General features: G+C 71.4%; 23 protein-coding genes. 17 read left to right on the forward strand and 6 right to left on the reverse strand.

The window, feature by feature from the left end:
* Nucleotides 1-117 precede the first annotated feature (117 nt).
* The 3 genes from LJ657_RS21945 to LJ657_RS21955 all read left to right on the forward strand — a co-directional run bounded on the left by LJ657_RS21945 (nt 118) and on the right by LJ657_RS21955 (nt 2,194).
* Entirely contained in the window at nt 118-1,359 is a 1,242-nt protein-coding gene (locus LJ657_RS21945) for an alpha/beta fold hydrolase (RefSeq protein ID WP_232650445.1), read from the forward strand.
* Entirely contained in the window at nt 1,325-1,870 is a 546-nt protein-coding gene (tsaE, locus tag LJ657_RS21950; RefSeq protein WP_232650446.1) for a tRNA (adenosine(37)-N6)-threonylcarbamoyltransferase complex ATPase subunit type 1 TsaE, read from the forward strand. The genes LJ657_RS21945 and tsaE overlap by 35 nt, the downstream gene beginning before the upstream one ends.
* A gap of 150 nt (nt 1,871-2,020) precedes the next feature.
* On the forward strand, nt 2,021-2,194 hold the full coding sequence (locus tag LJ657_RS21955) for a hypothetical protein (RefSeq protein ID WP_232650447.1): 174 nt from the start codon (nt 2,021-2,023) through the stop codon (nt 2,192-2,194).
* A 16-nt stretch (nt 2,195-2,210) separates the two neighbouring features.
* Here the strand turns inward: LJ657_RS21955 and LJ657_RS21960 are convergent, their stop codons facing one another.
* Nucleotides 2,211-2,765 (reverse strand): hypothetical protein, encoded by a 555-nt coding sequence (locus tag LJ657_RS21960; RefSeq protein WP_232650448.1) that lies wholly within the window; start codon nt 2,763-2,765, stop codon nt 2,211-2,213.
* A 352-nt stretch (nt 2,766-3,117) separates the two neighbouring features.
* Between LJ657_RS21960 and tsaB the strand changes: the two genes are divergently transcribed.
* From tsaB to LJ657_RS21980, 4 genes are read left to right on the forward strand one after another with little or no spacing between them, the layout of a single operon-like run.
* Nucleotides 3,118-3,774, forward strand: a complete 657-nt coding sequence (tsaB, locus tag LJ657_RS21965) for a tRNA (adenosine(37)-N6)-threonylcarbamoyltransferase complex dimerization subunit type 1 TsaB (RefSeq protein WP_232650449.1) — start codon at nt 3,118-3,120, stop codon at nt 3,772-3,774.
* Nucleotides 3,775-3,803: 29 nt separating this feature from the next.
* A complete protein-coding gene (gene rimI, locus LJ657_RS21970) occupies nt 3,804-4,304 on the forward strand; it encodes a ribosomal protein S18-alanine N-acetyltransferase (RefSeq protein ID WP_232650489.1) in 501 nt (166 codons plus the stop codon).
* On the forward strand, nt 4,297-5,394 hold the full coding sequence (gene tsaD / locus LJ657_RS21975; RefSeq protein ID WP_232650450.1) for a tRNA (adenosine(37)-N6)-threonylcarbamoyltransferase complex transferase subunit TsaD: 1,098 nt from the start codon (nt 4,297-4,299) through the stop codon (nt 5,392-5,394). Before rimI ends, tsaD begins: the two co-directional genes overlap by 8 nt.
* Nucleotides 5,391-5,648 (forward strand): hypothetical protein, encoded by a 258-nt coding sequence (locus tag LJ657_RS21980; RefSeq protein WP_232650451.1) that lies wholly within the window; start codon nt 5,391-5,393, stop codon nt 5,646-5,648. Before tsaD ends, LJ657_RS21980 begins: the two co-directional genes overlap by 4 nt.
* On the opposite strand, the gene LJ657_RS21985 is transcribed toward LJ657_RS21980, so the two are convergent.
* Nucleotides 5,599-6,093: a hypothetical protein gene (locus tag LJ657_RS21985; RefSeq protein WP_232650452.1), complete on the reverse strand. Its 495-nt coding sequence runs from the start codon at nt 6,091-6,093 to the stop codon at nt 5,599-5,601. The two genes, LJ657_RS21980 and LJ657_RS21985, sit on opposite strands and share 50 nt — an antisense overlap.
* Nucleotides 6,094-6,133: 40 nt before the next feature.
* Nucleotides 6,134-8,437 (reverse strand): beta-xylosidase/alpha-l-arabinosidase, encoded by a 2,304-nt coding sequence (locus LJ657_RS21990; RefSeq protein WP_232650453.1) that lies wholly within the window; start codon nt 8,435-8,437, stop codon nt 6,134-6,136.
* A gap of 152 nt (nt 8,438-8,589) precedes the next feature.
* Here LJ657_RS21990 and LJ657_RS21995 point away from each other — a divergent pair, with 152 nt between their 5' ends.
* The 6 genes from LJ657_RS21995 (at nt 8,590) to LJ657_RS22020 (ending at nt 15,558) form a co-directional block, all read left to right on the forward strand.
* Nucleotides 8,590-9,648: a LacI family DNA-binding transcriptional regulator gene (locus tag LJ657_RS21995; protein ID WP_232650454.1), complete on the forward strand. Its 1,059-nt coding sequence runs from the start codon at nt 8,590-8,592 to the stop codon at nt 9,646-9,648.
* A 112-nt stretch (nt 9,649-9,760) separates the two neighbouring features.
* Complete coding sequence (locus LJ657_RS22000) at nt 9,761-11,128, forward strand: endo-1,4-beta-xylanase (RefSeq protein WP_232650455.1); 1,368 nt, start codon at nt 9,761-9,763, stop codon at nt 11,126-11,128.
* A gap of 161 nt (nt 11,129-11,289) precedes the next feature.
* Complete coding sequence (locus tag LJ657_RS22005) at nt 11,290-12,252, forward strand: LCP family protein (RefSeq protein WP_232650490.1); 963 nt, start codon at nt 11,290-11,292, stop codon at nt 12,250-12,252.
* An 82-nt stretch (nt 12,253-12,334) separates the two neighbouring features.
* On the forward strand, nt 12,335-13,726 hold the full coding sequence (locus tag LJ657_RS22010) for an FG-GAP-like repeat-containing protein (protein WP_232650456.1): 1,392 nt from the start codon (nt 12,335-12,337) through the stop codon (nt 13,724-13,726).
* Nucleotides 13,727-13,861: 135 nt separating this feature from the next.
* Complete coding sequence (locus LJ657_RS22015) at nt 13,862-14,218, forward strand: YciI family protein (protein WP_232650457.1); 357 nt, start codon at nt 13,862-13,864, stop codon at nt 14,216-14,218.
* A 44-nt stretch (nt 14,219-14,262) separates the two neighbouring features.
* A complete protein-coding gene (locus LJ657_RS22020) occupies nt 14,263-15,558 on the forward strand; it encodes an RNA polymerase sigma factor (RefSeq protein ID WP_372487949.1) in 1,296 nt (431 codons plus the stop codon).
* On the opposite strand, the gene LJ657_RS22025 is transcribed toward LJ657_RS22020, so the two are convergent.
* A complete protein-coding gene (locus LJ657_RS22025) occupies nt 15,559-16,722 on the reverse strand; it encodes a class I SAM-dependent methyltransferase (RefSeq protein WP_232650458.1) in 1,164 nt (387 codons plus the stop codon). It lies immediately after the preceding gene.
* A gap of 89 nt (nt 16,723-16,811) precedes the next feature.
* On the opposite strand from LJ657_RS22025, the gene LJ657_RS22030 reads away from it, so the two are divergent.
* The 4 genes from LJ657_RS22030 to groL all read left to right on the forward strand — a co-directional run bounded on the left by LJ657_RS22030 (nt 16,812) and on the right by groL (nt 20,860).
* The gene (locus LJ657_RS22030) at nt 16,812-17,744 is read left to right on the forward strand and encodes a polysaccharide deacetylase family protein (protein WP_232650459.1); all 933 of its coding nucleotides are present in this window, start codon (nt 16,812-16,814) and stop codon (nt 17,742-17,744) included.
* The gene (locus LJ657_RS22035; protein ID WP_232650460.1) at nt 17,741-18,556 is read left to right on the forward strand and encodes a polysaccharide deacetylase family protein; all 816 of its coding nucleotides are present in this window, start codon (nt 17,741-17,743) and stop codon (nt 18,554-18,556) included. Before LJ657_RS22030 ends, LJ657_RS22035 begins: the two co-directional genes overlap by 4 nt.
* Before the next feature lie 248 nt (nt 18,557-18,804).
* Nucleotides 18,805-19,113, forward strand: a complete 309-nt coding sequence (gene groES / locus LJ657_RS22040; protein ID WP_003998759.1) for a co-chaperone GroES — start codon at nt 18,805-18,807, stop codon at nt 19,111-19,113.
* Between the two features lie 121 nt (nt 19,114-19,234).
* Nucleotides 19,235-20,860 (forward strand): chaperonin GroEL, encoded by a 1,626-nt coding sequence (groL, locus tag LJ657_RS22045; protein WP_232650461.1) that lies wholly within the window; start codon nt 19,235-19,237, stop codon nt 20,858-20,860.
* Between the two features lie 61 nt (nt 20,861-20,921).
* On the opposite strand, the gene LJ657_RS22050 is transcribed toward groL, so the two are convergent.
* Both LJ657_RS22050 and LJ657_RS22055 read right to left on the reverse strand, forming a co-directional pair.
* Nucleotides 20,922-21,629: an ester cyclase gene (locus LJ657_RS22050; protein ID WP_232650462.1), complete on the reverse strand. Its 708-nt coding sequence runs from the start codon at nt 21,627-21,629 to the stop codon at nt 20,922-20,924.
* A gap of 199 nt (nt 21,630-21,828) precedes the next feature.
* On the reverse strand, nt 21,829-22,602 hold the full coding sequence (locus LJ657_RS22055) for an SDR family NAD(P)-dependent oxidoreductase (protein ID WP_232650463.1): 774 nt from the start codon (nt 22,600-22,602) through the stop codon (nt 21,829-21,831).
* Between the last annotated feature and the right edge of the window lie 45 nt (nt 22,603-22,647).

Consider the following 22,647-nt stretch of genomic DNA (forward strand, 5'->3'; position numbering starts at 1 on the left):
CAACATCGGGCAGTCGATCAGCAGCGGTATCGAACAGGCAACACGAGTAACGCAAGCAACACCTGCATCACACGACCCAGCGAACAGCAGTAGTGATCCGGCGAAGAGGAGCAGTACGTGAGCGAGAGCAGTGCGGAGGCCGTCGCAGCCGTCGTCTCCGCCACGGGGGCGGCCGGGAACTGGCGCAGGGCGACCGGCATCGCGGGCGCCGCGATAGGCGTGGTCGCCGCGGGCGCGGCGGCCGGCGTCGCCATCGAGCGGCTCACCGTCGGCCGCGGGATGAGGATGAAGGCGCGGCTCGCGCTGGACTCGACGGGACCGTACGGGGCGTTGCGCGGCACGCCCGGCAGAGCGACGGCCGACGACGGCACCGAGCTGTACTACGAGGTCGACGACGTCGACCCCGACGCCGTGCCCGCGCTCGGCCCGCGCCGCCGGCGGCTGTTCGGGCGGAAGGCGCCCGCTCCCGTCACCGTCGTCTTCAGCCACGGCTACTGCCTCAGCCAGGACTCCTGGCACTTCCAGCGCGCGGCCCTGCGCGGCGTCGTACGGACCGTGCACTGGGACCAGCGCAGCCACGGCAGGTCCGGGCGGGGCGTGCAGCAGGTGCAGGACGGCGTGCCGGTCAGCATCGACCAGCTGGGGCGCGATCTGAAGGCCGTCATCGACGCCGCCGCGCCGGACGGGCCGATCGTGCTCGTCGGACACTCCATGGGCGGGATGACGGTGATGGCGCTGGCCGACCAGTATCCCGAGCTGATCCGCGACCGGGTGGTCGCCGTCGCCTTCGTCGGTACGTCGTCCGGGCGGCTCGGTGAGGTCAACTTCGGGCTTCCGGTCGCCGGTGTCAACGCGGTGCGCCGGGTGCTCCCCGGAGTGCTGAAGGCCCTGGGGCAGCAGGCGGCGCTGGTGGAGAAGGGGCGGCGGGCCACCGCCGACCTGTTCGCCGGGATCATCAAGCGGTACTCGTTCGCGTCGCGGGACGTGGACCCGGCCGTCGCGCGGTTCGCCGAGCGGATGATCGAGGGCACGCCGATCGACGTGGTCGCCGAGTTCTACCCGGCGTTCACGGAGCACGACAAGACCGAGGCGCTGGTGCACTTCGCGGACCTCCCGGTGCTGGTGCTGGCCGGGATCGGCGATCTCGTCACCCCCAGCGAGCACAGCGAGGCGATCGCAGACCTGCTGCCGGACGCCGAACTGGTGCTGGTCCCGGACGCCGGTCACCTGGTGATGCTGGAACACCCGGAAGTGGTCACCGACCGGCTGGCCGACCTGCTCACCCGTGCGGGTGCCGTGCCGGCAGGGGCTACCGTGGGTGGCTATGGAAGCACCAGCAGCACCGCACAACCCGGCTGAGACCGAGGCCTCCGTGTCCTCCTCCGTGCCTTGTGCGGAGATCACCGTCACGTCCCCCGAGCAGATGCGGGACCTGGGCCGCGGCCTCGCCAAGCTGCTGCGCGCCGGCGACCTCGTGATGCTCGACGGGGAGCTCGGCGCGGGCAAGACGACGCTCACCCGCGGGCTCGGCGAAGGGCTCGGCGTCCGGGGCGCGGTCACCTCGCCGACCTTCGTGATCGCCCGCGTGCATCCCTCGCTGGGCGACGGTCCGCCGCTCGTGCACGTCGACGCGTACCGCCTGGGCGGCGGGCTCGACGAGATGGAGGACCTCGACCTCGACGTCTCGCTGTCCGACTCGGTGATCGTCGTGGAGTGGGGCGAGGGCAAGGTCGAGGAGCTGACGGACGACCGGCTGCACGTCGCCATCCACCGCGCCGTCGGGGACACCACGGACGAGGTGCGGCACATGACCGTGACCGGGCTCGGGGAGCGGTGGTCGACGGTGGACCTGAGCGTGCTGTCCGCCTGACGGCCGCACGGCCGACGCACGATTCCGTGAACGTTCCGACAAGACGTCGGCAAGATATTGCATTCGGCGTCTTGTGCGTGGTCACATGGTATCCAGTTCGTAGTTAGGTCTACCTAACTATGCCCGCCCCCGGGTCCTCAGGAGGCGTCCATGCCGGCCACCGAGAGCAACGCGCAGCAGCAGAACCCGTACGCAGTCGTAGCCGGTGTGTCCATGCGCGAACTGCTGGCGTCGTGTGCCGCGGCGGACGCGGTCTCGACCCCGCCGCGGCTGCCGGACCCCGAGGTGTCCCGGCCCTCGGCCCGGCAACGGGAAGCCGCCTAGGCGACCGGGAGACCGGTCAGGGGATCACGGCGATCTGCGCGCCGATCGTCGCGAACTCCCACAGCGCGGCGCCGTCCTTGCGGGACTCCCGGATGCCCCCCGTGCGCATCGACGGGTCGGGTGCCGCCGTCGAAGTGCGGACCGCGGCGCTGAAGCCGACGGCCACGCCGTCCACGCTGGTGAAACGCACGACGTGCTCGATGGCGGTCCCGTCGGTGCCGACGGCGGAGTTCGAGCGGGACGTGACCCCGTAGACGCCGGGCGCCGGGTCGACGTTGCCCGGGGCGACCGCGAAGCTGCGCATCACCTGGTTGCGCGCGTCGACCAGCCAGACGCGGTCGGCGCCCACCGAGTAGACGACGCGTTCCCCCGCGCCGGACGCGGCGGGCGGCAGGCCGGGGTTCCGCTGGGCCCCGGGCGCTCCCGGGACGGCCGCCGTGGGTGAGGCGCTCGCCTGCGGCTTGCCGAAGCCGGCCGGGGCGGTCGTGGAGGCCCGGAAGCCGAGGAAGCCGACGGCGGCCAGGGCGGCCACGGTGAGCCCGAAGACGAATCCGGAGCTGCTCCTTGCCACGGTGCCCACCTGCCCCATTCGTCTCGTACGTCCTGCTTTTCGGCGACCGTAGCAGTCCGCGCACGCCTGACCGGGGCGGCGATGCCCGAGGTGGGGGCCCGTGTCGGACGCCCGCCTGCTCCGCGACGTCCGGCATGCACGCCCTTGCCGCCCCACGGGCGTGGGGGACCCCCAGCCGCGCTGCCGAACCGCCCACGCGGCTCCTCTCCGCCGAGTGCGCTCCGGCGCGTTGCGATCGCACGCTCCCTCACGCTCGGACAACCTCTCGCGGGGACCCATGACGCCGCGGGCCCGCCCTCCGCTCGGACGACGGGGCGTCCGAGACGGGCCCCGGGAGCCGTAGGCTGTTTGCGTGCTCTTGCTCGCTCTGGATACCGCAACCCCAGCCGTGACCGTCGCCCTGCACGACGGCACGGACGTCATCGCCTCGTCGAGCCAGGTGGACGCACGCCGGCACGGTGAGCTGCTGCTGCCGGCCGTCGACCGCGTGCTCACCGAGGCCGGGCTCAGGCTCGACGCCGTCACCGGCATCGTCGTGGGCATCGGTCCCGGCCCCTACACCGGGCTGCGCGTCGGCCTGATGACCGCGGACACCTTCGGGCTCGCGCTCGGAGTCCCCGTGCACGGCGTGTGCACGCTCGACGGTCTGGCGTACGCGGCCGACATCGAGAAGGGCCCCTTCGTCGTGGCGACCGACGCCCGGCGCAAGGAGGTCTACTGGGCGACCTACGCCGACTCCCGCACCCGGCTGACCGACCCCGCCGTCGACCGGCCCGCCGACATCGCGGACCGGGTGGCGGGACTGCCCGCCGTCGGCGCGGGCGCGCTGCTGTACCCGGAGACCTTCCCGAACGCGCACGAGCCGGAGCATGTGTCGGCCGCCGCGCTCGCGGGTCTGGCCGCCGAGAGACTGGCCAAGGGCGAGGAACTGCCCGAGCCCCGGCCGCTGTATCTGCGCCGCCCGGACGCCCAGGTCCCCAAGAACTACAAGGTGGTCACCCCCAAGTGACCGAACCCGTGACCTCTCGACTGCGCGAGATGCGCTGGTGGGACATCGACCGCGTGCTCGGACTGGAGAAGGACCTCTTCCCCGAGGACGCCTGGTCCCGCGGCATGTTCTGGTCCGAACTGGCCCATGCCCGCGGGCCCGAGGCGACCCGCCGCTATGTCGTCGCCGAGGACGACGAGGGGCAGATCGTCGGGTACGCGGGCCTGGCCGCCTCCGGAGACCTCGCCGACATCCAGACCATCGCCGTCGTCCGCGGCCAGTGGGGCACCGGCCTCGGCGGGCGGCTCCTCACCGAGCTGCTGCGGGCCGCCACCGCCTTCGAGTGCGCCGAAGTGATGCTGGAGTGCCGGATCGACAACATCCGCGCCCAGAAGCTCTACGAGCGCTTCGGCTTCGAGGCCATCGGTTTCCGGCGCGGCTACTACCAGCCGGGCAATGTGGACGCCCTCGTGATGCGCCTGACCACGCAACCCGACAGCGGCTCCGCCGCGGGCTCAACCTCCGAACAAGGAACCGAGATTCATGGCTGACGAACCCCTGGTCCTGGGGATCGAGACCTCCTGCGACGAGACCGGCGTCGGAATCGTCCGCGGCACCACCCTGCTGGCCGACGCCGTCGCGTCCAGTGTCGACGAGCACGCCCGCTTCGGCGGCGTCGTCCCGGAGGTCGCCTCCCGGGCGCACCTGGAAGCCATGGTGCCGACGATCGACCGCGCGCTGAAGGAGGCGGGGGTCAGCGCGAGGGACCTGGACGCCATCGCGGTCACCGCCGGTCCGGGCCTGGCCGGCGCCCTGCTGGTCGGCGTGTCGGCCGCGAAGGCGTACGCCTACGCGTTGGGCAAGCCGCTGTACGGCGTCAACCACCTCGCCTCGCACATCTGCGTGGACCAGTTGGAGCACGGGCCGCTGCCCGAGCCGACGATGGCGCTGCTGGTGTCCGGCGGGCACAGCTCGCTGCTGCTGTCGACTGACATCACTTCGGACGTACGTCCCCTGGGCGCGACCATCGACGACGCGGCGGGCGAGGCCTTCGACAAGATCGCGCGCGTGCTGAACCTCGGCTTCCCGGGCGGCCCGGTCATCGACCGTTACGCACGTGAGGGCGACCCGTCGGCGATCGCGTTCCCACGCGGGCTGACCGGTCCGCGCGACCCGGTGTACGACTTCTCCTTCTCCGGGCTGAAGACGGCCGTGGCCCGCTGGATCGAGGCCAAGCGGGCGGCGGGGGAGGAGGTGCCGGTGCGTGACGTGGCGGCCTCCTTCCAGGAGGCGGTCGTCGACGTGCTGACCCGCAAGGCCGTACGGGCCTGCAAGGACGAGGGCGTCGAGCACCTGATGATCGGCGGCGGTGTGGCCGCCAACTCGCGGCTGCGCGCGCTGGCGCAGGAGCGGTGCGAGGCGGCCGGCATCCGACTGCGCGTGCCGCGGCCGAAGTTGTGCACCGACAACGGGGCGATGGTGGCGGCGCTCGGTGCGGAGCTGGTGGCCCGCGACCGGGCAGTGTCGAGCTGGGACCTGTCCGCCGACTCCTCGCTGCCGGTGACGGAGGCGCATGTGCCCGGGCACCCGCACGACCACGACCATGTGCACGAGGTCAGCAAGGGGAACCTCTACTCGTGACGGTCGCGTTGATGTGGGAGGCACGGTCGGCCGAGGGCCGGGGCGCGGAACTGCTCGCCTGGGCGCGGGCGCAGGAGCTCCCGGCGCGGCCGGTGCGTCGGGAGACCTTCCGGGCCCCGCAGGACCGCGTCCTCGTCATCACCTGGTGGGACGCGGCCCACGACGCCGAGCTGCCCGAACTGCCCGAGCCGGACGGCGAGTTGGTCATGCGGGCGGTGCATCGGTGGCGGTTCGAGTCGGTGGGGGAGGGGTGAGGGGCGAGTACGCCAGCTGCCGCTCCCCGTCCTCGTCGGACACCCGCCACAGCAGCTTGCCGTGCCGTCGTTGCCAGAGGCCGCCGACGGCCGCCTTGGCCAGGTAGTCCGACGCCACCAGCAGAACGAAGACCCAGATGTCGGACCAGACGTAGACGAGGCCGGCGGCCAGCACGAAGAGGAAGACCGAGCGCACCGCGGTCTCTCCGCCGCCGGACGCAAGGCCGGGGTCCGGCAACGGGCCCGCGGACTCGAAGTCCCGGCGGTGGCCGAAACGGGTGGAGCGCACGAGTGCCGCGATGACCAGGAAGGCGACGGCCACGATCGCCGCGTTCTGCGTGTCGGCGGTCGACCACTGCCGGCCCTCCCGCGTGCCGACCGCCACCGCCGTACCGGCCACGGTCCCGGCCAGCTTCGCCGCACCTGACGCCAGTTCGTGGCGCACGTATCTGACCATCGCGTCCCCCGGGTTCCTCGGCCCGGGGTCACCCGGCCCCCGACACCTCCGTCTCGCAGCGCAGGCGCCGCTCGGTGCCGAGCACCCGCACCGGGCCGGTGAGCTGGAGGTGCGCCGTGTGTCGTACCTCTGCGCTCGACGCGGCCAACCGTAGTTCGAGGGCGCCCGGCTCGACCACCCGGCGGCCTGAACGGTCGGTGAATGCCGACAGGTCGGTGTGGAAATGAAAGGTGACCCGGGAGGCCTCTCCCGGCTCCAGCTCCAGCCGCCGGTAGCCGATCAGGCGTACGTCAGGGCGGGTCACCGAGGCCACCGGGTCGTGCAGGTACATCTGTACGACCTCCGCGCCCGCGCGCTCGCCCGTGTTGCGGACGGTGACCGCCACGTCGTACGCGCCGTTCGTGCCGATCTCCGCCCCGGCGGACTCGGACTCCCACGCGAACGTCGTGTACGAGCGGCCGTGGCCGAAGGCGTACAGCGGGGTCGGGTCGAGGTTGCTGACCTCGCCCGCCAGGCCCAGCGGGGGCTGGAGATACGTCCACGGCTGGCCTCCCGGGACCCGCGGGACACTCACCGGCAGGCGGCCCGACGGGTTGACGCGGCCCGACAGCACTCCCGCCACCGCCGGGCCGCCCTCCTCCCCCGGGAAGAACGCCTGCACCACCGCGGCCAGCCGGCCGTGCCAGCGGCCCAGGGCGTACGGGCGGCCGGTGAGCAGGACGAGGACCACGGGAACTCCGGTGGTGACCAGGGCGTCCAACAAGTCGCCCTGTACGCCGGGCAGTTGAAGGTCCGTGACATCGCAGCCCTCGCCCGAGGTGCCCCGGCCGAACAGGCCCGCCCGGTCGCCGAGGACCGCCACGCACACGTCCGCCTCCGAGGTCCGCGCCACCGCCTCCTCGATCCCCGAAGGATCCGGGTCCGAGGTGTCGCAGCCCTGAGCGAACGTCACCTTGGCGTCCGGGAGTTCGGCCCGCAGCGCCTCCAGGACGGTCGCGATCTCCACGCCCGTCGGCACGTCGGGGTGGTGCGCCAGGACGTGGGACGGGAAGGAGTAGCAGCCGAGCATCGCCAGCGCGTCGGACGCCCGCGGGCCGACCACCGCGACACGGGTGTCGGCCGGGAGGGGGAGGACCCCGTCCGGGTTGTCCAGGAGCACCACCGACTCCTCGGCCAGCCGGCGGGCCAGGGCCCGGTTCGCGGCCGAGTCCAGGTCGATCGCGGCGGCGGGCTCGGGGTCCCAGTCCTCGTCGAGGAGGCCCAGCTCGCACTTCTGGAGCAGCACCCGGCGGGCCGCGCGGTCGACCAGCGCCTGCGGGACCACTCCCGCTCGTACCGCCTCCAGCAGGGGCTTTCCGTAGCACTTGAGTGTCGGCAGCTCCACGTCGATACCGGCTGTCAGCGCCGCGTGCGCCGCCTCGGCGGGGGAGCCCGCCACCCGGTGCAGGGTCTGAAGGAATCCGATGCCGAAGTAGTCGGCGACCACCGTGCCGGTGAATCCCCACTGCTCCCGCAGGAGTTCCGTCAGCAGGGACGGGTCCGCGGAGGCCGGGATGCCGTCCGTGTCGGTGTACGCCGCCATGACCGAGCGGGCACCGCCCTCGCGCAGCGCCAGCTCGAACGGCGGCAGGGTCACGTCCGCGAACTCCCGGATCCCGGCCCGGACGGGCGCGAGATTGCGGGCGCCCGCCGAGGACGCGTACCCCGCGAAGTGCTTGAGCGTGGCGACGATCCCGGCGGACTCCAGGCCACGGACGTAGGCCGCGCCGACCGTGCCGACCAGGTACGGGTCCTCGCCGATCGTCTCCTCGACCCGGCCCCAGCGCGGATCCCGTACGACGTCCAGGACCGGGGCGAGGCCCTGGTGGACGCCGGCCGCGCGCAGGTCGGCGCCGATGGCGCGGGCCATCTCCTCGACCAAGGGCGGATCGAAGGTGGCGCCCCAGGCCAGCGGGACGGGGTAGGCGGTGGCGCCCCAGGCGGTGAACCCGGCCAGGCACTCCTCGTGGGCGACGGCCGGGATGCCGAACCGCCCTGCCCCGGCGATACGGCGCTGGGCGCGGGCCAGTGCCTGCGCGCCCAGCGCCGGGTCCACGGGGGCGGTGCCGTAGGAGCGGGTGAGCTGGCCCAGGCCGTAGGTGATCAGCTCCTCCCAGTCGTAGTCGGCGGTCATCTCGCTCTGCAGGGGCGCGACCCCGTCGCCATCCGTGGCGGCGCCCACCCACACGCCGTAGAGCTGGGCGGTCTTCTCCTCGAGGGTCATCCGGGAGAGGAGGTCGTCGACGCGGGCGGCGGCGGGCAGGGCGGGGTCACGCCAGGGGGCGGTGGTCATGAAACTCCTGCTCTGGTCGAGTGGGTGTGGCCCTCTCACGAATGCTGGCAGACTCTGACGACGAATGTTTCGTTATGTAGGTCGAATGTTCCGGGAACCTAAGGCGGTCCGGAGGCTTCGTCAAGAGGTCGTGCAGGGATACGATCGCCGCCATGACACCCCCGGAGCCCGTTGAAACGCGGACGACAACCCCGGCGGCAGGCCGGTCGGCACAGACCGCGACGCTCGCCGAGATCGCCCGCGAGGCCGGCGTGTCCGCGCCGACTGTTTCGAAGGTCCTCAACGGCCGCGCGGACGTGGCCCCGGCCACCCGCAGCCGCGTCGAGGAACTGCTGCGCGCGCACGGCTACCGGCGCCGACGAGCCGAGGCGAGCCGCTCGCCCCTGATCGACCTGGTCTTCCACGAGCTGGAGAGCGCGTGGGCGCTGGAGGTCATCCGGGGCGTCGAGAACGTGGCCCGGGGCGCCGGGCTGAGCGTGGTGCTGAGCGAGAGCGCGGGGCGGCTGACGCCCGGGCGGACCTGGGCGGACCAGGTCGCCGCCCGCCGCCCGCACGGCGTGATCCTGGTGCTGTCCGGGCTCGACGAGTCCCAGCGGGCGCTGCTGACCAGCCGCTCCATCCCGTTCGTGGTGATGGACCCGGCCGGCGACCCCGGCGTCGACGTGCCGTCGATCGGTGCGACCAACTGGCAGGGTGGTCTCGCCGCCACCCGGCACCTGATCGAACTCGGCCACACCCGCATCGGTGCCATAACGGGACCGTCCCGGATGATGTGCAGCCGCGCCCGCGTCGACGGCTACCGGGCCGCGCTGGAGACCGCAGGCCTCCCGGTCGACCCGGCACTGATCGCCACCGGCGACTTTCACCACGAGGCCGGCTACCGGCAGGGACTGGAACTGCTGCGCCGACCGGACCGGCCGACCGCCGTCTTCGCCCTCAACGACCTCCAGGCGCTCGGCCTGTACGAGGCCGCGCGCGAACTGGGCCTGCGCATCCCCGAGGACCTGAGCGTGGTCGGCTTCGACGATCTGCCCGTCGCGCGCTGGGTGGGGCCGCCGCTCACCTCCGTACGGCAGCCGCTGACGGAGATGGCCGAGGCGGCGGCCAGGCTCGTCCTCGACCTGGGGCGGGAGGAGGCGCCGGTGGCGACCCGGGTCGAGCTGGCGACCAGCCTGGTGGTGCGCAGCAGCACGGCGCCGCCACCGGCGTGACGTACGTGTCCTGGGTGGCCGGAAGTTGACGTATTGACGGGTGGTGTGAGCGCCCCCACACTCCTCCGAAGCCAATCGGTTGCACGACCGAAACTTTCGGAGGCAATCCGCGATGAGATCTCTGAGAACACCTCTGAGCACATCTCTGAGAACAGGCTCATTCCTGGCGGCACTCGTCACCGGCGCCGCGCTGCTGTTCACGGCGCCGGTGGCGCACGCAGCCGACACGCCGCTGCGCGACCTCGCCGCCGCCAAGGGCAAGGTCATCGGCACGGCGGTGACCGGCTCCAAACTCACCGGCACGTACGGCGACCTCGCCGGGGCACAGTTCAACTCGCTGACCCCCGGGAACGCCATGAAGTGGGGCTCCGTCGAGCCGACCCGGGGCAGCTTCGACTGGACGGAGGCCGACCAGATCGTCGCCTTCGCGCAGGCCCACAACCAGCAGGTGCGCGGCCACACCCTGGTCTGGCACAACCAGAACCCCGGCTGGCTCACCAACGGCAGCTGGACCTCGGCCCAGCTCAGCAGCCTCCTCCAGAACCACATCTCCACCGAGGTCGGCCGCTACAAGGGGAAGATCACCGCCTGGGACGTGGTCAACGAAGCCTTCAACGAGGACGGCACCTACCGCCCCACCCTCTGGTACGACGGCCTCGGCGCCGACTACATCGCCAACGCCCTGACCTGGGCGCACGCCGCCGACCCGGCCGCCAAGCTGTACATCAACGACTACAACGTCGAGGGCGTCAACGCGAAGTCGACCGCCCTGTACAACCTGGTGAAGGACCTGAAGAGCCGGGGCGTCCCGATCGACGGCGTCGGCCTCCAGGCGCATCTGATCCTCGGTCAGGTGCCCTCGTCGCTGCAGCAGAACATCCAGCGCTTCGCGGACCTCGGCGTCGACGTGTCGATCACCGAGCTGGACGTGCGCATGGCGCTCCCGGCGGACAGCGCGAAGCTCGCCCAGCAGGCCGCCGACTACAAGACGGTGCTGAACGCCTGCGTGGCGGTCACCCGGTGCGCGGGCGTCACCGTCTGGGGCTTCGCCGACTCCGACTCCTGGGTGCCGAGCACCTTCCCCGGCTACGGGGCGGCGACGCCGTACGACGAGAACTACGCGCCGAAACCGGCGTACCACGCGATCGCGGAGGCCCTCGGCGGTACGACGACCACGCCGCCCACCGGTGCCTGCACGGCGACGTACAGCGTGACGAGCCAGTGGGACAGCGGGTTCACGGGCCAGGTGACGCTCGCCTGCTCGGGCGCCTCGCTGTCGTCATGGAAGGCCAACTGGACGTTCGGCGCAGGTCAGCGGATCACCCAGGCCTGGAACGCCACCTGCAGTCAGTCGGGTACGGCGGTGACGTGCACGAACGCCTCCTACAACGGCTCGGTGCCGGACGGCGGTTCGGTCAGCTTCGGGTTCAACGGGTCCTGGAGCGGCAGCAATCCGGTGCCGGCGGTGACGCTGGGCTGAGCGTGAGAATTTCCGAAGAAAACCGTTTCACGCCGTCCTCACTAACAATCCCCTAATAATTCGGACTTACGTTCCTGTCCGTGACGGGACACGATGACAGCGCGGACGCGGGCAGACCCAGGGGCCGGCGGTCGAAGGCACTGAAGATCGCCGGCCTCACCATGGCGGGCCTGCTGGTGCTGGGCGCGGGTACGGCGGGCTGGATCTACTGGCATCTCGACAGCAATATCAAGAGCGTCGACATCAACCAGGCGCTCGGCGACGACCGTCCGGCGAAGGCGGTGGTCACGCCCTCGGCATCCGCCTCCCCGCTCCCCACCGGCTCCCTGAACATCCTGGTGCTGGGCTCGGACTCGCGCAGCGGCAAGGAGAACAAGGCGCTCGGCGGGGGCAGCAGTTCCGGCGCCCGCTCCGACACGGCGATGGTCGTGCACATCGACGCGGGCCGGAAGAAGGCGACCGTCGTCAGCATCCCGCGCGACACACTCGTCACGCGTCCGTCCTGCCCGCTGGAGTCCGGAGGGTCGACCGCGGTGGCGTACCACGCGATGTTCAACAGCGCCTATTCGGTGGGCGGCGCGGTGTGTGCCGTGAAGACGGTCGAGTCGATCACGGACGTCCGCATGGACCACTACCTGGAGATCGACTTCTCGGGCTTCGCGAAGCTGGTGAACGCGCTGGGCGGCGTCACCGTGACGACCGACCAGGACATCAGTGACGACGACAGCCATCTGCACCTCAAGGCCGGCACCCACACCCTGAACGGCAAGCAGGCCCTGGCCCTCGCCCGCACCCGGCACGGCATAGGCGACGGCAGCGACCTCGGCCGCATAGGCCTGCAGCAGAAGCTGGTGAAGGCCCTGCTGGAACAGATCTCCTCGACGAACCTGTTCACCGACCCCGCCAAGCTGTACACCGTGGCCGAGGCGGTCACCAGCAGCCTGACCACCGACACCGGCCTGGACTCGCTGAGCGAACTGGTCGGCCTCGGCGAGAGCCTGAAGAGCCTGTCCGCGGACCGGGTGAAGACCGTGATGATGCCGGTGGTGACCGCGCCCTCGGACCCCAACCGGGTGGTGGCGAAGGAACCGGCGGCGAGCGAGCTGTGGGAGTCCCTGCGCTGAAAGTGAGCAGGGAGCTACAACCATCGGGTGACACCCGGGGTCTCTTGCGGTGACTGCACTGCCGTAACCAGGGGGATTTCAGATGTCCATCTCGCGTTCGTACAAACCTTGGTCCGTGCCGGTGATCGCCGGTGTGCTGGCGCTCGGGGGTATCCCCGCGCTGGCGGGCAGCGCCGCGGCCGCCGCCCCGAAGACCGTCCGGGACGACTTCAACGGCGACGGCTACAAGGATCTCGCCATCGGCGCCCCGGGCGCCACGGCCGGCGGCCAGAAGGGGGCGGGCGAGGTCGTCGTCATGTACGGCGGCCCGCACGGACTGACCAAGGACCGGCGCACGGTCATCAGCCGTGCCACCAGCGGCATTCCGGGCAGCCCCCAGGCGGGCGACAACTTCGGCATCCAGCTGTCCAAGGGCGACCTGGACGGCGACGGGCGCACCGACCTGATCGTCGGGGAGGCCTCCTCGGTACGGGACGCGGTCGTCGTCTGGGGCGGCACGAGCGGCCTGTCCGGTGGGGTGTCCGTGCCCGCCGCGGTCACCCATGCCGGTGACTTCGACGGTGACGGCAGGCAGGACCTCGTCCTGTTCCGCGGGGGCCGCTCCGGGCACGACGACCCCAACGGCACCACGGCCACCGTCTGGACCGGCCCGATCTCCCGCACCGGCAAGCCGGCCGCCACCAGGGCCTTCGGCGCGACCGACCTCCAGTACGACGACGTCCTGGACGCCGCCGCCGGTGACGTCAACGGTGACGGACGCGACGACCTCGCGCTGACCGACTACATCGGCGAGGGGGCCGCCACCTCCCGGTTCTACCTGGCCAACGCCTCCGGAGACGCCTTCACCGCCGCCAAGGCCCCCGAGGGCGACGGCGGGGTGGCCTTCGGCGACATCAACCACGACGGCTACGGCGACATCGTCCGGGGTGCCGAGAACTACTCCACCATCACCGTGGCCCTCGGCTCGGCCTCCGGTCTGAAGCCGCAGTCCACCTGGAAGACGTACAGCCAGAACACCGACGGCGTCCCCGGCGGCAAGGAGACCGTGGACGAGTTCGGCGCCGCGGTGGCGGTCGGTGACATCAACGGCGACGGCTACGACGACGTGGCCGTGGGCGCGCCCGGCGAGGAACTCGGCTACAACGACGGGGCCGGCATGGTCGACGTCCTGTACGGCAGCCGGAGCGGTCTGACCGGCAAGGGCGCCCAGGGCTTCACCCAGAACACCAAGGGCGTCCCCGGGGCCGTCGAGACGAGCGACAACTTCGGCGGCGCGGTCAGCCTCCTCGACATCAACGGCAACGGCTACGCGGACCTCGCGGCGGCGGCGCCCCACGAGAACGCCGGCGACGGCGCGGTCTGGTCCCTGCGGGGGCGCCCCACGGGCATCGTGACGGACGCGGCGTTCACGTTCGGCGGGCGGACGGTCGGGGCGCCGAACGCCAAGCCGGCGTTCGGCTGGGAGCTGTCCTAGCAGGTCCTGGCAGGTCAGGGCTCCGGGAAAAAAACTCCGAAGAAATCCGCGGAGTCTGTCGATCCCGGCCTCTCCCGATCGACGCACCGGTGAGAGGCCGGGAAGGACCGGCCCCGTACTGACCGAGGAGTCACCATGCCCCGTTACCTGTCACTCGTGAAGCTCGACGAGAAGGCCACGCCCGCGGAGGGCCCCAGCCCGGAGCTGATGCAGCGCATGGGCGAGCTGATCGAAGAGATCACCAAGGCCGGAGTCATGCTCGACACGGCCGGGCTCACCCCGTCCGCACAGGGCACCCGCGTGCACTGGGAGGGCGGGCAGATCTCCGTCACCGACGGCCCCTTCACCGAGTCCAAGGAGGTCGTCGGCGGCTACGCGATCATGCAGTGCAAGGACAAGGCCGAGGCGCTGGAGTGGACCAAGCGGTTCCTGAAGGTGCACGAGGAGTTCTGGACGGTGACCTGCGAGGTGCGGGAGATCGCCGAGGGCTGAGCATTCCTTGGCCCGAGGGCGCCGGGGGTGTTCGATGGTGGGCTGTGGAACCACAGCCCACCGCCCCGCACGCCACCGCCGCCCCGCGCGACGCCACCGCCGACCCCCGCCACGCCATCGATACCGTCTTCCGGCTCGAGTCCCCCCGCATCATCGCCGCCGTCGCCCGTCTCGTCCGCGACGTCGGCATCGCCGAGGAGCTCGCTCAGGACGCCCTGGTCGCCGCCCTGGAGCAGTGGCCGCGCGACGGCGTGCCCGACAACCCGGGCGCCTGGCTCATGACCACCGCCCGGCACCGCGCCGTGGACCTGATCCGGCGCCGGGAGAACTACGCCCGCAAGCTGGCGGAGATCGGCCGCACCCTGGAGACGACGGCCCCGCCCGAGGAGCCCGCCGACCCCGACGACATCGACGACGACCTGCTCCGCCTGGTCTTCACCGCCTGCCACCCGGTCCTCTCCGCCGAGGCCCGCATCGCCCTCACCCTGCGCCTGCTCGGCGGCCTGACGACGGCCGAGATCGCCCGCGCGTTCCTGGTCCCCGAACCGACCGTCGCCCAGCGCATCGTCCGCGCGAAGAAGACCCTCGCCACCAGGAACATCGCCTTCGAGGTGCCCTACGGCCCCGAACGCGAGGCCCGGCTCGGCTCCGTCCTGGACGTCATCTACCTGATCTTCAACGAGGGTTACGCCGCCACGGCCGGCGACGACTGGCTGCGCCCCGCACTCTGCGAGGACGCGCTGCGCCTGGCCCGCGTGCTGTCGTCCCTGATGCCCAAGGAGCCCGAGGTGCACGCCCTGACCTCCCTCCTGGAGTTCCAGGCCTCCCGCGCCGCCGCCCGCACCGGCCCGGACGGTGCCCCCGTCCTCCTCAGGGACCAGAACCGCCGCCGCTGGAACCGCATGCTCGTCGCCCGCGGCATCACGGCCCTCCACCGCGCCGACGCCACCTCCACCGGCGCCCCGGGCCCGTACGCCCTCCAGGCCGCCATCGCCGCCTGCCACGCGCACGCCTACACGTACGAGGAGACCGACTGGACGAGCATCGCCACGCTGTACGGCCTGCTCGCCGTCCGGGCTCCCTCCCCGGTCGTCGAGCTCAACCGCGCCGTCGCCGTCTCCATGGCGCACGGCCCGGCGCAGGGGCTGGCGATCGTCGACGCCCTCGCCGCCGAACCCACCCTGCGGGACTACCACTTGCTGCCCAGCGTGCGCGGCGACCTGCTGGCGCGGCTCGGACGTACGGCCGAGGCACGCGAGGAGTTCGTGCGGGCGGCGGAACTCGCGCGCAACGAACGGGAGCGGGAGTTCCTGCTGCGCCGGGCGGCCGATCCGTCCTGATCAGGCGGGGTGCCCGAGGAGCATGGTCGGCGCCCCCGCCACGCGGGTCAGGAACACGGTCGCCGACCCCGTTCCCCGCGGCTTCACCTTCCTCCGCAACTCCTCCGGCTCGACGGCCGACCCCCGCTTCTTCACGGTCAGCGTCCCGATCCCGCGTTCCCGCAGCAGTGCCTTCAACTTCTTCACGTTGAAGGGGAGTTGGCCGGTGATCTCGTACGACGTCGCATACGGCGTCGGCCGCAACTCGTCGGCGGTGACGTACGCGATGGTCGCGTCGACCAGCCCGCCGTCCAGCTGCTCGGCCACCTCGGCGACCAGATGGGCGCGGATGGCGGCGCCGTCCGGCTCGTACAAGTACCGTCCGACGGGCCGGACCCGGGGATCCGGCAATCCCTTGCCGAGCAGTGTGCGCGGCCCCGGGAGCAGCGTCGCCCGGACCGCCCCCGGCTCCGTCCCGAACCAGAGCACGGCCTCCTTCACATCCCCGCCGTCCGAGATCCACTCGGCCTCGGCGTCGGCGGGCACGGCCTCGTGCGGAATGCCGGGCGCGACCTTCAGCGCGGCGGCTCGGGACGCCTTGCGGGCGGCCTCGACCGCCCACGACAGGGGTGGCGAGTAGGCCTCCGGGTCGAAGATGCGGCCGCGCCCGCCGCGCCGGGCGGGGTCGACGAACACGGCGTCGTACCCCTCGGTGCTCACCTCCGTGACGTCCGCCTCCCGCACCTCGATCAGCCCGGCGAGCCCGAGCGCGTCCGCGTTCGCGCGCGCCACGGCCGCCGTCGCCGGATCCCGGTCCACGGCCAGCACCCGGATCCCGGCCCGCGCGAGCGCGACGGCGTCGCCGCCGATCCCGCAGCACAGGTCGGCCACGGAGCTCACCCCGAGCGCCTTCAGCCGCTCCGCCCGATACGACGCCACACTCGCCCGCGTCGACTGCTCGACCCCGTTCGGAGTGAAGAACATCCGCCCGGCGTCCTCGGCCCCGAACTTCGCCGCCGCCCGCTGCCGCAGCCGTGCCTGCCCGATCGCCGCCGAGACCAGTTCGGCGGGGTGTTCGCGGCGCAGCCGGGTGGCGACGGCGAGCTCGTCCGCCGGGGCCGTGCCGCGCACCTCGTCGAGGAGGGCGCGGCCTTCGGGGGTGAGGAGGTCAGCGAGGTCGTTCACCGGCTCATTGTCGGCCAGTCGGTGGATGGTTCGCCTCCGGCCGCGTGGCGGGCCGGGATCCGGACGGCCGCCTGCGATGATCCGGCACCATGCGAGCAGTAGTACAAAACGATAAAAATCGCGCCTATGGGGTGACGTGGCTTCGGGGTGGAATCGCCGTGCTCGCCGTCGCGGCCATCGCCTCGGGCTGCGCACAGTTCGGCGGTCCGCCGGTCCGCCCGGCCCCCGGCCAGGAGCACCCCCTCCAGGCGCCCCCGGCCCGCGCCCTCGACTCGTACGCCACGAAGCTGCACGCCCTGTACACCGCGCGGGCGGCCGCGGCGCGCCACTGGGACCTGGCGAAGGTCCCGCTGGCGGCTCCGCCGCCGCCCGCCGAGAAACCGAGGATCAGGGCCCGCAGGGGCTTCGAGGTGGACGACCAGGAGGAACTGGACCTCCCGCCCGTCTTCACGACCGTCCCCACCAAGCAGAAAGTCGTCTTCCTGACCATCGACGACGGCGCCGAGAAGGACCCCGCGTTCCTGCGGATGATGAGCGACCTGAAGATCCCGTACACCGCCTTCCTCAGCAACTTCCTGGTGAAGGACGACTACGCCTACTTCCGGCGGATGCAGTCCGAGGGCGTGACCCTCAACAACCACACCCTCACCCATCCCTACCTTCCGGGGCTGTCGTACCGGGAACAGAAACACGAGATCTGCGGCATGCAGGCGATCATGAGGAAGCAGTTCGGCAAGCGTCCGACCGTCTTCCGCCCGCCGTACGGCGACTACAACCAGGACACCCTGCGCGCCGCCAAGTCCTGCGGCATCAAGTACGCGCCCATCTGGGACGAGGAGGTCTACGTCGACCACTGGGAGTACCGCGAGGACGACCGGGACCTGCACCCCGGCGACATCGTCCTCACCCACTTCCGCGGCCGAGACGAGTGGAACGGCACGATGGTCGACGACATGCGCCGCTTCCTCGACCGGGTCACGGCGGACGGGTACGCGGTGGCCCGCCTGGAGGACTACCTGTGAGGCTCCGGGGCCTGACGGCCGGCGCCCTGGCGTGCGCGCTGCTCGCCGGCTGCGCCCAGTCCGTCGACCCCATCGAACGGCTGGGCGAGAAGGCGGCCCAGCGCGTACGGCCGCACGGGCCCGCCGGAACACCCCGGCGGCCGTACCGCCGCTGGGGCCTCGCGGCCCCGCTGCGGCCCGCCCCGAAGCCGCGTCGGGCCACGCGGGCGCGTACGGCGGGTTCGGGCCTCCCGCCGGTCGTGTCCCGCGTACGGACCCACGACAAGGTCGTCTTCCTGACCTACGACGACGGCGCCGAGAAGGACCCCGGCTTCGTCGACCTGGTCCGGGAACTGCGGCTGCCCGTCAGCATGTTCCTCACCGACAGCGTCGTGGGAGCGGGGTACGGCCACTTCGCCCGCCTCCGGTCGGCCGGCGCGAGCATCCAGAACCACACCCTCGACCACCCCTCGCTGCGCGGCCTGCCCTACGCCGGCCAGCGCGCCGAGATCTGCGGCCAGCAGGACAGGCTCGGATCCCGCCTCGGCAGCCGTCCCCGACTCTTCCGCCCGCCCTACGGCGCCTACGACACCACGACCCGCCGGGCGGCCGCCGACTGCGGCATCTCGGCCCTGGTGCTGTGGCGCGCGTCGATGACGGCAGGCGGCGAGCTGACGTACCTGCACGGCGCCCGCCGCCTGCACCCCGGCGACATCGTGGCGGTCGACCCGGACGAGGGCTCGGCCCTGCCCCTGAAGGTGCGGACGGTGCGGCTGCTGAAACGGGTCCAGGCGGCCGGCCTGACGGTGGGCCGCCTGGAGGACTACGTCTGACGGCAGTCCCAGCCCGTCCGGCGTGTACGGACGGGGCCGTTCGGGCCGATGAAACAGGCCGACGCGCCGCAGGCATTAGCAGTCCGCTTGACCGAGTGCTAATCGCGGTCATAGTCTCGGCTCTGGCACTCACCACTGGAGAGTGCCAACACAGCGACGGGCAGGTCCGGCACCCGCGACGACGGATCCACCTGGTCGCCACCTCAGACAGTTAACCCCGTGAGATCTCCGAAGGGGGAGGTCGGATCGTGACGACCACCAGCTCCAAGGTTGCCATCAAGCCGCTCGAGGACCGCATCGTGGTCCAGCCGCTCGACGCCGAGCAGACCACCGCCTCTGGCCTGGTCATCCCGGACACCGCCAAGGAGAAGCCCCAGGAGGGCGTCGTCCTGGCCGTGGGCCCGGGCCGCTTCGAGAACGGCGAGCGCCTGCCGCTCGACGTCAAGACCGGCGACATCGTGCTGTACAGCAAGTACGGCGGCACCGAGGTGAAGTACAACGGCGAGGAGTACCTCGTCCTCTCGGCTCGCGACGTGCTCGCGATCATCGAGAAGTAATCCACCTCGAAGCACAGATTGCTTTGAGCTGCGCCCCTGGCCCCCGCGACCATTAACAAGCCGGGCGCCCGGGGCGCAGTGCCTTTTACACCCACAGACATCCGAGAGGGCTCCCGCTGTCATGGCGAAGATCCTGAAGTTCGACGAGGACGCCCGTCGCGCCCTCGAGCGCGGCGTCAACAAGCTGGCCGACACGGTCAAGGTGACGATCGGCCCCAAGGGCCGCAACGTCGTCATCGACAAGAAGTTCGGCGCGCCCACCATCACCAACGACGGCGTCACCATCGCCCGTGAGGTCGAGATCGAGGACCCGTACGAGAACCTCGGCGCGCAGCTGGTGAAGGAGGTGGCGACCAAGACCAACGACATCGCGGGTGACGGCACCACCACCGCCACCGTGCTCGCCCAGGCGCTGGTGCGCGAGGGCCTGAAGAACGTCGCCGCGGGTGCCTCCCCGGCCGCCCTGAAGAAGGGCATCGACGCCGCGGTCGCCGCCATCTCCGAGGACCTCCTCGCGACGGCCCGCCCGATCGACGAGAAGTCCGACATCGCCGCCGTGGCCGCGCTCTCCGCGCAGGACCAGCAGGTCGGCGAGCTCATCGCCGAGGCGATGGACAAGGTCGGCAAGGACGGTGTCATCACCGTCGAGGAGTCCAACACCTTCGGTCTGGAGCTGGACTTCACCGAGGGCATGGCCTTCGACAAGGGCTACCTGTCCCCGTACTTCGTCACCGACCAGGAGCGTATGGAGGCCGTCCTCGACGACCCGTACATCCTGATCAACCAGGGCAAGATCTCCTCGATCGCCGACCTGCTGCCGCTGCTGGAGAAGGTCATCCAGACCAACTCCTCCAAGCCGCTGCTGATCATCGCCGAGGACGTGGACGGCGAGGCCCTGTCCACCCTGGTCGTCAACAAGATCCGCGGCACCTTCAACGCGGTCGCGGTGAAGGCCCCGGGCTTCGGCGACCGTCGCAAGGCGATGCTGCAGGACCTGGCGATCCTCACCGGTGCCACCGTCATCTCCGAGGAGGTCGGCCTCAAGCTCGACCAGGTCGGCCTGGACGTGCTGGGCTCCGCCCGCCGCGTCACCGTCACCAAGGACGACACCACGGTCGTCGACGGCGCCGGCAACTCCGAGGACGTCGTGGGCCGCGTGGCCCAGATCAAGGCCGAGATCGAGAACACGGACTCCGACTGGGACCGCGAGAAGCTCCAGGAGCGCCTCGCGAAGCTGGCCGGCGGCGTGTGCGTGATCAAGGTCGGCGCCGCCACCGAGGTGGAGCTGAAGGAGAAGAAGCACCGTCTGGAGGACGCCATCTCCGCGACCCGCGCCGCGGTCGAGGAGGGCATCGTCTCCGGTGGTGGCTCCGCGCTCGTCCACGCCGCCAAGGTGCTGGAGGGCGGCCTCGGCAAGACCGGCGACGAGGCGACCGGTGTCGCCGTCGTCCGCCGCGCGGTCGTCGAGCCGCTGCGCTGGATCGCCGAGAACGCCGGCCTGGAGGGTTACGTCATCACCTCCAAGGTCGCCGAGCTCGAGAAGGGCCAGGGCTTCAACGCCGCCACCGGCGAGTACGGCGACCTGGTCAAGGCCGGCGTCATCGACCCGGTCAAGGTCACCCGCTCCGCCCTGGAGAACGCCGCCTCCATCGCCTCCCTCCTGCTGACGACCGAGACCCTGGTCGTCGAGAAGAAGGAAGAGGAAGAGCCGGCCGCCGCGGGCCACGGCCACGGCCACGCCCACTGACATCGGTCAGTAGTCAGTACGAAGGCCCGGCACCCCCGAGGTGCCGGGCCTTCGCGTTGCCCTACTGCTCCAGCCCTTCCAGCGCACCCAGTTGCGCCATCAGCCCCAGCCGGTCGTACTCCCACCACGCCTCGACGATCTTCTCGTGCTCGCCGTACCGGTGGATGGTCGTGCCGCTCATGGTGACCTGCTTCCCGGTCGACGGGATCCCCATGAACTCGGCCTTCTGGGTGCCGCGCCAGGTCCACCGGTTGCACACCCGGTCGCCCTGCGTGATCTGGTCGTCGAGGGTGAAGGTGTAGTCGAAGCCGCTCCGCCACATCTCGACCTCGCGCCGCAGCGCGTCCATGCCCATGGTGTCCTGCTCGTTGGCGGGATCGTGGTCGTGGTAGTTCTCGGCGACGAGATCGTCGAGCGGCGGCAGCTCGCCCCCGGTGGCGATGGTCTCGAAGAACCGTCGCGAGGTGTCTGCGTTCAACTGCTCGTCGCGCACGACGTCCAGGTCGGTGAACGTCGGCATCTCGTCACAGAGAGCCACCATCTCGCGGAAGATCTTGTCGGTCTCCGGCAGGTTGGAGTTCCGCATCGCCTCCTCGTACGACGGGAACTCCACGATCTCGATGAAGTGCGACGCGTCGGAGTGGTCCTTGCCGACCACCGCGTGCGTCGCCGTCCGCTTCCCCTTGGTCTGTTCGACCCACGTGTCCATCAGCCGGTTGATGTCGTCGAACCGGCTGGTCCTGCAGTCGATGATCTGAACGAAGGTCATGGTCTCGCCTCCGGTCCCCGGGGTCCGGTCACTGCACTGTTCCGGGGGCTGTGACATCAGCGGCTTCGCCGCGGGCCCCCGGACCCCCAGCAGAAAAGCAGGTCGACAGAGGCGCCCGGCGCGAACCTCGCGAGGCGAACCTCGGTGACAGCACCATTCTCCCACCAGGGCTCCACGGCGCCCGTCGAGCGCCGCAAGGCTACTGCGGCCCGTACTTCCGGCCGGTCCGCGAAGTGATCCCGCCCAGCAGCCCCCGGGGCGTCACTTTCACGATCCCCATCAGCGCCTTGTACCGCGCATCCGGAATGGACAACGACTTCCCCCGCGCCAGATCCGACAGCGCCGCCGCCACCAGCTTGTCGGCGTCGAGCCACATCCACCCGGGGATGTTGTCCGTGCCCATCCCGGCCCGCTGGTGGAACTCGGTCCGCACGAACCCCGGGCACAGCGCCATCAACCGCACGCCACTGCCCGCCAGGTCCTTCGCCGCTCCCTGCGTGAACTGCACGACCCACGCCTTGGAGGCGCCGTACGTGCCGCGCGGCACGAAGGCGGCCACGGACGCGACGTTGACGACCCCGCCGCGGCCGCGCTCGCGCATCGCCTCGGTCGCCGCCGCCGTGAGGCGCAGCACCGCCTCGCAGTGCACCTTGAGCATCGTCAGCTCGTCGGCCATCGACACGTCCAGAAAGCGGCCCTTGTTGCCGAAGCCGGCGTTGTTGACCAGCAGGTCGACGGGGTTCCTGCGGTCGGCCAGGCGGGTGGCCACGGCCTCGATGCCCTCGTCCGTGGCGAGGTCCGCGGTGAGCACCTCCGCCTCGATGCCGTGCCGGTCGTGCAGCTCGGTCGCCTGTTCCCGCAGTCGCTTGGTGTCGCGGGCGACGAGCACCAGATTGTGCCCGTCGGCCGACAGCCGCCGCGCGAACGCGGCGCCGATGCCCGCGGTCGATCCCGTAATCAGAGCCGTTGTCATGGCCCAAGGGTAGTTACCCGGACTGCGGGAATCCGATCTCCGCAC

This window comes from Streptomyces guryensis (genome assembly GCF_021261325.1).
GTDB lineage: Bacteria > Actinomycetota > Actinomycetes > Streptomycetales > Streptomycetaceae > Streptomyces > Streptomyces guryensis.